This window comes from Methyloversatilis universalis EHg5 (genome assembly GCF_000378945.1).
Taxonomy (GTDB): Bacteria; Pseudomonadota; Gammaproteobacteria; order Burkholderiales; family Rhodocyclaceae; genus Methyloversatilis; species Methyloversatilis universalis_A.
The window spans coordinates 3228775-3241038 of sequence record NZ_KB900539.1 but is presented as its reverse complement, the minus strand read 5'-3'; the positions used below and the strand labels follow the sequence as shown (position 1 = coordinate 3241038).

General features: G+C 66.7%; 8 protein-coding genes. All 8 read right to left on the bottom strand.

Annotated elements, in window-relative coordinates:
- Nucleotides 1–228: 228 nt before the first annotated feature.
- The gene (gene lpdA, locus METUNV2_RS0114860) at nt 229–1995 is read right to left on the bottom strand and encodes a dihydrolipoyl dehydrogenase (RefSeq protein ID WP_018230261.1); all 1767 of its coding nucleotides are present in this window, start codon (nt 1993–1995) and stop codon (nt 229–231) included.
- Nucleotides 1996–2005: 10 nt separating this feature from the next.
- A complete protein-coding gene (gene aceF / locus METUNV2_RS19205) occupies nt 2006–3412 on the bottom strand; it encodes a dihydrolipoyllysine-residue acetyltransferase (protein WP_018230260.1) in 1407 nt (468 codons plus the stop codon).
- A 199-nt stretch (nt 3413–3611) separates the two neighbouring features.
- Complete coding sequence (gene aceE, locus METUNV2_RS0114850; RefSeq protein ID WP_018230259.1) at nt 3612–6287, bottom strand: pyruvate dehydrogenase (acetyl-transferring), homodimeric type; 2676 nt, start codon at nt 6285–6287, stop codon at nt 3612–3614.
- Between the two features lie 409 nt (nt 6288–6696).
- Nucleotides 6697–8133: an aldehyde dehydrogenase gene (gene aldA / locus METUNV2_RS0114845; protein WP_018230258.1), complete on the bottom strand. Its 1437-nt coding sequence runs from the start codon at nt 8131–8133 to the stop codon at nt 6697–6699.
- 59 nt (nt 8134–8192) lie between these two features.
- Nucleotides 8193–8660, bottom strand: a complete 468-nt coding sequence (locus tag METUNV2_RS0114840) for a DUF1097 domain-containing protein (protein WP_018230257.1) — start codon at nt 8658–8660, stop codon at nt 8193–8195.
- A gap of 56 nt (nt 8661–8716) precedes the next feature.
- Nucleotides 8717–9592, bottom strand: a complete 876-nt coding sequence (locus tag METUNV2_RS0114835) for a transporter (protein WP_018230256.1) — start codon at nt 9590–9592, stop codon at nt 8717–8719.
- A gap of 62 nt (nt 9593–9654) precedes the next feature.
- Nucleotides 9655–11367, bottom strand: a complete 1713-nt coding sequence (locus tag METUNV2_RS0114830; RefSeq protein ID WP_018230255.1) for a methanol/ethanol family PQQ-dependent dehydrogenase — start codon at nt 11365–11367, stop codon at nt 9655–9657.
- Nucleotides 11368–11493: 126 nt separating this feature from the next.
- On the bottom strand, nt 11494–12030 hold the full coding sequence (locus METUNV2_RS0114825) for a QcrA and Rieske domain-containing protein (protein WP_018230254.1): 537 nt from the start codon (nt 12028–12030) through the stop codon (nt 11494–11496).
- Between the last annotated feature and the right edge of the window lie 234 nt (nt 12031–12264).

The following is a 12264-nucleotide window of genomic DNA, read 5'->3' as shown; positions in this document are numbered from 1 at the left end:
CAGGAAAGCGGCAGGGGCAAGGCGGTGTATGGATGGATGCGTTCGATAAAGCAAAAAACAGGCCGTCGGGAGTTTTTCCGTGCAAGCCAATGATTGGAAGTGTGTTTTCACATTTTTTCAATCGATTGGCCGCGGTGCCGGGGCAGCACTGTAAATTCCGCCGACGCCGATCCGGTTGCACCCAGGGGAGCGGCCGGATCGGCGGAGCCTCTGGCTCGGTGTCGTGGCTCAGCGTCGGGCCGGCGGCAGGTCGGTGCAGCTGCCTTCGGCCACTTCCGCTGCCAGGCAGATGGACTCGCCCAGCGTCGGGTGCGGATGGATGGTGTGGCCGATGTCGACCGCGTCTGCGCCCATCTCGATCGCCAGAGCGACCTCGCCGATCATGTCGCCGGCCGAGGTGCCGACGATGCCGCCGCCGACAACGCGGTGGGTTTCCGCGTCGAAGATGAGTTTGGTGAAGCCCTCATCGCGCCCGTTGGCGATGGCTCGTCCACTGGCCGCCCACGGAAACTTGCCGACGGTCACCGTGCGGCCCTGTGCTTTCGCCTCGTCTTCGGTCAGGCCGACCCAGGCGACTTCCGGGTCGGTATAGGCGACCGACGGAATCACCGTGGCGTCGAAGTGGCGCTTGTGGCCGGCGATCACTTCCGCCGCGATATGGCCTTCATGCACTGCCTTGTGCGCCAGCATGGGCTGGCCGACGATGTCGCCGATGGCATGGATGTGCGCGACATTGCTGCGCATCTGGCTGTCGACCGGGATGAAGCCGCGCTCGTCCACGCGCAGGCCGGCCGCTTCGGCGTTCAGCTTGCGACCGTTTGGCGATCGGCCGACCGCCACCAGCACGCGGTCGTAGGTCTGCGGTTCGGCCGGTGCACTGGCGCCCTCGAAGCTCACCCTGATGCCTTCGGCCGTCGCTTCCGCACCGGTCACCCGTGTGTTCAGCATGACGGCGTCGAAGCGGTGGGTGTTCTTCTTCTCCCACACCCTGGCCAGATCGCGGTCGGCGCCCTGCATCAGGCCGCCGGTCATTTCGACCACGTCGATGCGGGCACCCAGCGTGGAATAGACAGTGGCCATTTCCAGCCCGATGATGCCGCCGCCGATCACCAGCATCCGTTTCGGGATGTCGGCCAGCAGCAGTGCGCCGGTCGAGTCGACGACGCGCGGGTCGTCCGGCATGAAGGGCAGCTTCACCGCCTGGCTGCCGGCGGCGACGATGCAGTGGCCGAACTTCAGCACGGTCTTCTCGCCGGTCTCCGCCTTACCGTCGCCGGAGGTGAGGGCGATCTCGACATGGTTCGGATCGATGAAGCGGGCGGTGCCGCGTACCACCTTCACCTTGCGCGCCTTGGCCATGCCGGCCAGACCGCCGGTCAGCTTGCCGACCACCTTGTCCTTCCAGCCGCGCAGTGCGCCGATGTCCACCTCGCGCGCGCCGAACTTGATGCCGTGCGCCGCCAGCGCCTCGGCCTCGTCGGCCACCGCCGCCACATGCAGCAGCGCTTTGGACGGAATGCAGCCCACGTTCAGGCAGACGCCGCCCAGCGTGGCGTAGCGCTCGACGATGACCACGTCCAGGCCGAGGTCGGCGGCGCGGAAGGCGGCCGAATAGCCGCCAGGGCCGCCGCCGATCACCAGCACCGCGCAGCTTTCATCGACCTTGGCCGGTGCGCTGCCGGTGGCCGGGGTGGGCGCGGGGGCGACGGCCGATCGCGGCGGGGGCGCCGCTCCCACGGGTGCTGCTTCGGCTGCGTCGGCGGCTTCCATCGTCAGCACCACGCTGCCTTCAGATACGCGGTCGCCGACCTTCACCTGCAGTTCGACGATGCGGCCGGCCTGCGGCGCGGGGATGTCCATCGTGGCCTTGTCGGACTCGAGCGACATCAGCGGCGCGTCGGCCGCCACGGTGTCGCCCGACTTCACCATGATTTCGATGATGGGCACGTCCTTGAAGTCGCCGATGTCGGGAATTTTTACAGTCAGTGTGCTCATGGCTGTCCCCTTACATCAGCACGCGACGCATGTCGGCCAGCAGCGCGGCGACATGGGCGTTGAAACGGGTGGCGGCCGCGCCGTCGATCACGCGGTGATCGGCGGTCAGCGACAGCGGCAGGATGAGCCGCGGCTGGAAGGCCGAACCGTCCCACACCGGCTTCATCGTGGTGCGGCTGACGCCGAGGATGGCGACCTCCGGCGCATTGATGATGGGCGCGAAACCGGTGCCGCCGAGGCCGCCGACGCTGGAAATCGTGAAGCAGGCGCCCTGCATTTCCGCTGCGCTGAGCTTGCCGTCACGGGCCTTGGCCGCCAGTTCGCCGCATTCGGCGGCCAGCTGCGCCACGCCCTTTTTGTCGGCGTCACGGATGACCGGCACCACCAGCCCGCCCGGGGTATCGGCGGCGAAACCGATGTGGCAGTACTGCTTCATGATCAGCGCCGGCTCTTCGGCCTGCAGGTCGATCGAACTGTTGAACTCGGGGAATTTCTTCAGCGCCGAGCACACCGCCCTGATGATGAAGGCCAGCATGGTGAGCTTGACGCCGGCCTTGGCCTGTTCCGCGTTGATCTGCTGGCGGAAGGCTTCGAGCTCGGTGACGTCGGCGTCTTCGTGATAGGTGACCGCCGGGATCATGGCCCAGTTGCGTGCCAGGTTCGCGGCCGACAGCTTGCGGATGCGTGACAGCGGCTTGCGTTCGATGTCGCCGAACTTGGTGAAATCGACCTTGGGCCACGGCAGCAGATCCAATCCGCCGCCGCCGGTGGCCACCGGCGCAGCGGCCGGCGCCTGCAGCGCGCCCTTGACGAAGGCATTGATATCTTCGCGCGTGATGCGGCCTTTCGGGCCGCTGGCTTTGACGCGGGCGAGATCGACCCCCAGTTCGCGCGCATAGGCGCGCATCGACGGGCTGGCGTGCGCCTTCTTGCCGCCCACCAGTTCGGCCGCGATGTCGGCGGCGCTGGGCAGCGCGACTGCGCCAGCGGCCGGCGTGTAGTCGCCACGGGCCGACTGGGTTGTTGCGGCGGGGGCAGCGCCGGCGGCTGCCACTGGAGCGGCGACCTGTGCGGCGGCGACAGCCGCTGACGGAGCCGGGGTCACGGCTGCCGCAACAGGCGCCGGAGTGGGTGCAGGTGAGGGCGCTGGCGCGGCGGCGGGGGCAGCGGCGGGCGCCTCGCCCACCTCCATCGTGCCGATCACGCTGCCCTGCGACACGCGGTCGCCGACCTTGACCGTGATCTGGCCGATGACGCCGGCGTGCGGCGCCGGAATGTCCATCGTGGCCTTGTCGGATTCGAGTGATACCAGCGGCGCGTCGGCTTCGACGCGGTCGCCGGGTTTGACCATCACTTCGATGACGGGGACATCGGAGAAATCGCCGATGTCGGGTACTTCAATATTGATCGTGCTCATTCAAGCCTCGCATTCGGGTGCGGTCGCGCAGCGCGCGCCCGCGGTGTGCGGCCGCGGGCGACGCGGCCGGTGCATGTGTTCCGGCTGACACGCCCGGGGCGTGCGAAGGGCGTTCCGGCTGCCGCGGACGGAACCTGACGGTTCTGCCTCCGCGTGCATCCGGCCCCTCCGCGCACTCCCCCGGCGCGCCCGCCACAGCTCAGACGTACAGCGGGTTCGGCTTGGTCACGTCCAGACCGTAGCGCGCGATGGCTTCCGCCACCTTCGCGCGGTCCAGCGCACCGTCGTCGGCCAGCGCCTTCAGCGCGGCCACCGTCACCCAGTGTCGGTCCACCTCGAAATGCGAGCGCAGCGCCTCGCGCGTGTCCGAGCGGCCGAAGCCGTCGGTGCCCAGCACCACGTACTGACGCGGCACCCAGGCGCGGATCTGTTCGGCGAACAGGCGCACGTAGTCGGTCGCCGCGATCACCGGCCCGCGCGTATCGCGCAGCTGCTGTTCGACATGCGACAGCCGCGGCGTGTCGGCCGGGTGCAGCAGGTTCCAGCGTGTGCAGTCGGCGCCGTTGCGGGCCAGTTCGGTGAAGCTCGGGCAGGCCCACAGATCCGATTCCACGCCCCAGTCGGCCTTCAGCAGTTCGGCGGCGGCGATCACTTCGCGGAAGATGGTGCCGCTGCCCAGCAGCTGGGCGCGCGGGCCGTTCGAAGCGGCGCCGCGGCGGAACAGATACATGCCCTTCAGGATGTCGGCTTCGGCACCGTCCGGCATGGCCGGGTGCTCGTAGTTCTCGTTCATCACAGTCAGGTAGTAGTAGATGTCTTCTTGGTTGGCCATCATGCGGCGCAGGCCGTCCTGCACGATGACCGCCACTTCGTACGAGAAGGTCGGGTCATAGCTGATGCAGTTCGGCACCATGCCTGACCACAGGTGGGAATGACCGTCCTCGTGCTGCAGGCCTTCGCCATTCAGCGTGGTGCGACCGGCGGTGCCGCCGACCAGGAAGCCGCGGGCGCGCTGGTCGCCGGCCGCCCAGGCCAGGTCACCGATGCGCTGGAAGCCGAACATCGAATAGAAGATGTAGATCGGTATCGTCGCCACGCCGTGCACCGAGTAGGCGGTGGCAGCGGCGATCCAGTCGCTCATCGCGCCGGCTTCGTTGATGCCTTCCTGCAGGATCTGGCCGGTCTTCGACTCCTTGTAGAACATGAGCTGGTCGGCGTCCTGCGGCACGTACTTCTGGCCTTCCTGGTTCCAGATGCCGATCTGGCGGAACATGCCTTCCATGCCGAAGGTGCGCGATTCGTCCGGCACGATGGGCACCACCCGCTTGCCGATGTGCGGGTCGCGCAGCAGGATGTTCATGATGCGCACGAAGGCCATTGTGGTGGACAGTTCGCGGCCGTCGCCTGAGGCCTTCAGCAGCGCGTCGAAGGCGGACAGCGGCGGTACTTCGAGCGGATCGGCCTTCATCCGGCGCTGCGGCAGGTAGCCGCCGAGCGCCATCCGGCGCTCGCGCATATAGGCCACTTCCTTCGAGTTCTCGTCGAACTTCAGATAGGGCAGCGATTCCAGTTCGCTGTCCTTGATCGGCAGGTCGAATCGGTCGCGGAATTCACGCAGCGATTCCAGATCGACCTTCTTCTGCTGGTGCGAAATGTTCTGCGCCTCGCCCGAGCCGCCCATGCCATAGCCCTTGATGGTCTTGGCCAGGATGACGGTGGGCTGGCCGGTGTGGTTCACCGCCGAGTGGTAGGCCGCAAATACCTTGTGCGGATCATGTCCGCCGCGGTTCAGACGGAAGATGTCGTCATTGCTCCAGTTGGCGACCATGGCCGCCAGTTCCGGATACTTGCCGAAGAAGTGCTCGCGCACATAGGCGCCGTCACGCGACTTCATGGTCTGGTATTCGCCGTCGACCACTTCCATCATGCGCTGCGCCAGCAGCCCGGTCTTGTCCTGCGCCAGCAGCGGGTCCCAGTAACTGCCCCACAAGAGCTTGATCACGTTCCAGCCGGCGCCGCGGAAGTCGCCTTCCAGTTCCTGGATGATCTTGCCGTTGCCGCGCACCGGGCCGTCCAGGCGCTGCAGATTGCAGTTCACGACGAAGATGAGGTTGTCGAGCTTTTCGCGGGCGGCCATCGCGATCTCGCCCAGCGTTTCCGGCTCGTCGGTTTCGCCGTCGCCGATGAAGCACCACACCTTGCGGCCTTCGGTGTTGGCGATGCCGCGGTCCTGCAGGTATTTCATGAAGCGGGCCTGGTAGATGGCCTGCAGCGGGCCCAGGCCCATCGATACGGTCGGGAACTGCCAGAAATCCGGCATCAGCCACGGGTGCGGATAGCTTGAAAGGCCCTTGCCGCCGACTTCCTGCCGGAAGCTGTCGAGCTGCGCCTCGTTCAGGCGGTCCAGCATGAAGGCGCGGGCGTAGATGCCGGGCGCGGAGTGGCCCTGGAAGAAGATCAGGTCGCCGCCGTGGGTCGGGCTGGGCGCATGCCAGAACCAGTTGAAGCCCACGTCGTACAGCGTGGCGCTGGACGCGAAGCTGGCGATGTGGCCGCCGACATTGGTGTCCTTGTTCGCGCGCAGCACCATGGCCATCGCATTCCAGCGGATGTAGCTGCGGATGCGGTGCTCGATCTCGTAATCACCGGGCGCCGGCGCCTGCTTGCCGACCGGAATGGTGTTCACGTAGGCGGTGGTGGCCGAGTACGGAATGTTGATGCCGGCGCGGCGCGCCAGTTCGGTCAGCCGCTCGATCAGGTAGTGCGCACGCTGCTCACCGGCGTGTTCGATCACGCCTTCCAGCGCGTCGAGCCATTCCTGGGTTTCGACGCCGTCCGGGTCGGAAGCGAGCAGGGGATTGGGTAGTGCAGACATCCAGGGTTTCTCCTCTTTTTTGATCGAGCTGCTCGATCAAATGCACCGCCGATGCACAACCCGGCCGGGGCATGGAGCCCGCCCGGGGTCGTCAGCGTGCCGGGCGAGGAGATGCTCGTCCGTGGCGCCTGTCCGTCTGCGCATGGGTGATGCAAGTGTCGACAGCTCTGAAGCGGCAGCGGGTAGCTGCCATGGCTACGCCGATCGCAGGGATCGCCCGCGTCGACGTGTCGCAATTATGGACACCCCCCGGATTTGCCGCCAGTGGTGGAAAACCGAAATCCGCCGGAAAACGGCAAAAAAAGCGGGCGCCCGGAGGCACGGGCGCCCGCAACCGAGGAGAAACGAAAGGTCTTCTACAAGACCCGGGGCGAACATGACGGGTGCGAGGCGCTGCACCCGTCACGCATCAGCCGTGCTGGATGTAGGCCACCTGGGTTTCTGTGTACTCGTACAGCCCGTGCTTGCCGTCGGCGCCACCGATGCCCGACTTGCGGCGGCCGGCGTGGAAGCCCTGCATCGCTTCGAAGTTCTCGCGATTGACATAGGTTTCGCCGAACTGCAGATCGCGGATCGCGCGCATGGCCGCATTGAGGTCGCGGGTATAGACCGAGGAGGTCAGGCCGTATTCCGACGCGTTGGCGTGGGCCACCGCCTCGTCCAGATCGTCGACCAGCTGCACCGGCAGCACCGGGCCGAAGATTTCCTTGCGCATGATGTCCATGTCGGCGCGGCAGTTGATCAGCACGGTGGGCTCGTAGTGGTAGCCGGACGCGCGGTCGGCGACGCGGCCGCCCAGCACGCACTGGGCGCCGTCGCGTTTGGCCTGTTCGACCATGGCGGCGACCTTGTCCAGACCTTCCTTGTTCACCAGCGGACCCATGTCGACGCTCTGATCGGCGATCGGATCGCCATAGCGGGTCGCGGCCATCTTCGCGGTGAGCTTGGTGATGAATTCGTCGGCCACCGCGCGCTGCACGTAGATGCGTTCGGCGCAGTTGCACACCTGCCCGGTGTTGATCACGCGCGAGGCGGTGATCGCGGTCGAGGCGAGGTCGAGATCGGCGTCGGCCAGCACGATGGCCGGCGCCTTGCCGCCCAGTTCCAGATTGACCCGGGTGAGGTTACGGCCGGCCGCCTGCATGATGCGGCTGCCGGTTTCGACGCTGCCGGTGAAGCTCACCATGTCGATTGAGCTGCTGCCGGTCAGCGCGGCGCCGGTGGTTTCACCGCGGCCGCCGACCAGATTGAACACGCCGCGCGGCAGTTCGGCCGCATGCACCAGCTTCGCGAACAGGAAGGCGTTGAGCGGTGTTTCCTCGCTCGGCTTGATCACGATGGTATTTCCGGTCACCAACGCCGGCGCCATCTTGCGGGCGATCAGGAAGAGCGGGAAATTCCACGGCAGGATGCCGGCGACCACGCCCACCGGCTTGCGCAGCAGGAAGATGCTTTCGCCCGGGCGGTCGCTGGTGAGCACCTCGCCCTCGATGCGGCGCGCCCATTCCGCCATGTAGTCCAGATAGTCGGCGGTGAAGTCGACCTCGACCCGCGCCAGACCAAGGGTCTTGCCCTGTTCCAGCGTGAGCAGGCGCGCCATCTCTTCGCGCACGCCGCGCAGGCCTTCGGCCACCTTGCGCAGATGCGCCGCGCGCTGGATGGCCGGCAGCTTCGCCCACTGCGGCTGGGCGGCGCGGGCGGCGGAGATCGCGCGCTCGACTGCGGCGACACCGGCTTCGGGCACCGTGTCGAGCAGCGCGTGGGTGGCCGGGTTGAACACTTCGATGCGGCTGGCGACGTCGCTTTCGTCGAAGCGTCCGTCGATGTAGTTGTGATGGGTGGTCATTCCAGAGTCTCCTTGGTGTGTGATCGGAAGCGGTGATCGGGGTGGTGCACTGCGCGGGTTCAGGCGGCGCGTGTCATGCGCTTGCCGAAGGATTCGGACAGGTAGCCGAAAGTGAGGCCGGCGACCCAGGTCAGGCCGACGAACAGCGCCTTCTCGAAGGTGTCGCCGGTGGCGCCGAAATAGGTGGCGGCGCCGAGGAAGGCGGCCGGCGTGTAGGACAGCGCAGCCACGTCGGCCATCGCCACCAGCACGAAAGCCAGCACCGCGACCAGCAGCGCCAGCGCCGGCAGGCTGCCGCCGGCCAGCGCGACCAGCCACATGGTGCCGGCGGTCAGCACGACGCCGGCCAGTGCGGCGAAGGCCGACTTGCCCAGCGCCTGACTGCCGCCGCCAGCGGCGAAGAAGGTGGCCCAGGCGACGAAGCCTATCCACGGGTTGAGCTGCAGGTTCGGCATGCCGATGCTCAGGCAGACCCACAGTGCGACCAGCAGGGCGATGCTCAGTGCGAGTGCGTGCAGCAGTTTCATTTGAAGCCTCCTTGAAGGAGGCCGGCGACGTGCCACAGCACGCCGCCGGCCGGGGGTTACCAGACGTAGGCGTACTTCACGTTGATGCTGTTGTTGACCGGCCGGTTCTCGCCTTCAATGCCGTGCGAGTAACGCAGCGCGATCGACTGGTTGCCGTAGTAATGGAACATCACGCCGAGCGAACCATCGAAACCCCACGAGTCACCGGCGCCATTGCGGCCGCTGATGCGCTCGTAGTCGACACCGGCGAACGGTTCCAGCCAGTCGTTCACGCGGTAGCCGAAGCGGTTGTTGGTGTGCCACAACATGCCCGGGCGGGTGCCGTCGTCCTTGCGGCTCTGTGCGACGAAGCCGAGGTCGCCGGTCCATGCGATGCGATCGGTCAGCGGTGCGTACCACAGCAGGCTGGACAGGTTCTTCCAGTTGGTGTCGCTGACGTCCTTGTCGCCGATCGGCACCTGCAGGAAGGTCTGGAAGCCGAGCGTGGAACCGGGCGTCGGCTTGTACCAGATGGCGGCACCGGTGATGGTGTCGCCAAAGCCGCTGATGTGGCGGGTATCCGGGTTGGGAGAATTGCGGTCCCGGATGCCCACCGTGGGCTGGATCACCTCAAACGCCAGACCGATGTTCCGGTTGGAGTCCGGTGTCCAGAAGCGCACGTATTTCGACAGGCCGATGATCTTCTGCGCGCTGCTGCCACGCTGACGATCGCCGTCGCTGTCGAACAGCCGGCTGTCGCGCTGCACGGTGGCGTACTGCACGAACACATTGAACGGCTGGTCGAAATTGACCGGCAGGTCGTATTCGTGCGGACCGATCACATCGAAGGTGGTCTGTGCCGAAGCGCTGCCGGACAGCAGCGCGAGGGCACAACCGAATGCGGAGACGACAGTCTTCGCGGCGCGGGTGGGAGTGATGGCAAAGGTGTTCATGGATGGATGTCCTTGTTATGTTTTTTCAGCCGGGCGCGCGGTGGGTCGGGCGCCCTGGCGGGTCACTTCCTGGGCAGCTTGAACACCCAGATCACGCCGCCCTGCGGCACCGTGGTCTTCTTGTCGAGCACCGCATTGAAAGCACCCTGCATGCGTTCGGCATCAACACCCCAGCCGGACTGCACCGCGATGTACTGTTCGCCGTCGACCTCGAAGCTTGAGGGCACGCCGGTCACGCCCGAATTGGTCGGGAATTCCCACAGCAGCTTGCCGGTGCTGGCATTGAAGGCGCGGAACTTGCGGTCGTTGGTGCCGCCGCCGAACACCAGATTGCCGGCGGTGGTCATCAGCGGGCCCCAGTTCATTTCCGGATAGGTGTGGGTCCACACCTTCTTGCCGGTCTTCAGATCCCAGGCCTGCACTTCGCCGATATGCACCTTCGACTCCGGCGTCATGCGCACATTGGTGAGCACGTTCTCGATCGACACGCCGAGGTAGAGCTCGCCCTTGTTGTACTTGACCGGTTCGCCGGTCAGTTCCGAGCACAGATTGTTCTGCGCCGGGATGTAGAGCAGGCCGGTGTGCGGGTTGTAGGCCTCGGGCGGCCAGTCCTTGCCGCCCCACAGCGAGGGGCAGAAATTCACCGTCTTGCCGGTGGCCGGGATGCGCGCCGGGTCGTAGGTCGGGCGACCGGTCTTCGGGTCGAGCTGGGTGAATACGTTCTGCGTGACATAGGGCCAGGCATTCACGTAATTCACCTTGCTGTCGGTGCGCTCCAGCATCCACAGATAGCCGTTGCGGCCGGCGTGCACCAGCGACTTCACCTTCTTGCCCTTGTGCTCGAGGTCGATCAGCAGCGGGGCGGATACCTCGTCCCAGTCCCACGAATCATTGTGGTGGTACTGGTGGTAACCCTTGAGCTTGCCGGTGTCGACGTCCAGCGCCAGCACCGAATTGGCGTACAGGTTGTCGCCACTGCGGGTGTCGGCCATCCACGGGCCGGCGTTGCCGACACCCCAGAAGGCGAGGTTGGTGTCCGGGTCATAGGTGCCGGTGATCCACACCGAGCCGCCGCCGCGCTTGTAGGTGTCGCCCGGCCAGCTGTCGCCACCGGGTTCGCCCGGGCCGGCGATGGTGTAAGTGCGCCAGGCTTCCTTGCCGCTGTCGGCGTCGAAGGCGGCGACGAAGCCGCGGATGCCGTATTCGCCGCCCGAGCTGCCGATCATGATCTTGCCCTTGGCGGCCAGCGGCGCCAGCGTCATGTAGTAGCCGGACTTCCAGTCGGCCACCGCGGTCTTCCACACCTCTTTGCCGGTCTTGGCGTCGAGCGCGACCAGGAAGGCGTCGGTGGTGGCGATGTACACGCGGTCACCGTACAGCGCGACACCGCGGTTGGTCGGGTGCAGCTGCTGCAGCTCGTCCGGAATGGTCTTCTTGTAGCGCCAGATTTCGCGGCCGCTCTTCGCTTCCAGACAAATGACCTGGTTGTTCGGCGTGGCGACGAACATGTAGCCGTTGTTCACGATGGGCGGCGCCTGATGCCCTTCGGTCATGCCGGTCGAGAAGGCCCAGGCCAGCTGCAGCTTGTCGACGTTCTTGTCGCTCACCTGCTTGAGCGGGCTGTAGCCCCAGCCGGCGTAGTTGGCGCGGTACATCAGCCAGTTCTGCGCTTCCGGCTTGTTCAGCCGCGCGTCGGTGACCGGCGCGTAGGCGGGCAGTGCCGCCGTGGCCGCCAGCGGCGCGAGCAGTGCCGCCGCGAGGACGGTCCGCTTCATCGTGTTTCTCATGCTTCCTCCTGTGTTGTAGGGCGAAGATGTGGTCGCGCTTCGTGGGCGCGGCCGTTGCTGCAGCCCGGACGCTTCGCCTTGTGACGCCCGGGCGGTGTGAAACGCGTATCCGGGTCAGCCCTTGCGTACGCCGGGGGCCGAGCTGAAGCTGCCGGCCACCACCAGTTCGCCGTTCTCGCTCTTCAGCGGCAGCCAGGGCAGGGCGCGGCCGGCCGGGCCGGCGGTGACCGTGCCGGCCTTCAGCGGGTCGAACTTGGAGAAGTGGCAGAAACAGAACATGGCGCCGCCATTGGCGTCCCATTCGCTGACTTCGCAGCCCTGGTGGGTGCACACCGCCGAGTAGGCGAGCACGCCATCGGCGCTGCGGGCGCGGGTTTCGGCGTCGAGCGCTGCCGGGTCGAAGCGCATCAGGATGACCCGGCCGAGCCGGCTGCCGTCGCGCAGCAGCGCGTCGTCCGCGGCGAAGGGCAGGGCGCGCACCGGCTTGCTGGCGAGCGGAATGTCGGTCGCCTTCAATGGCTGTGGCGCGCCTTCGTCGTCCATGCGCACCAGGCGGTCGCCCGGCTGCGGCGGCAGGTCGGCCGCTTCGTTGGCATGCGCGCTGCGCACCGTGCCGCCGAACAGGGCGGTCACCGCCAGCGCGGCCTTCATCGCTTCGCGTCGTGACTGGCAGCAGCCGCTTCCGTGATCGGGGGTGACACTCTTTTTCGGGTTGTCCTGCTCCATGCTGTCCTCGCTGTTGGGCTGATGCGGGGAGCCAGGCAGCGAGCACCGTGCCAGCGTCGACAGCGCGCCGCCGGATGACGTCGGCGTGCGGGGGCGACCGGGCGCAAAGCGTCCTGCAATGCGGAATGCGGCGGAGAACGGTGGGCGGTCTTCCCGGTT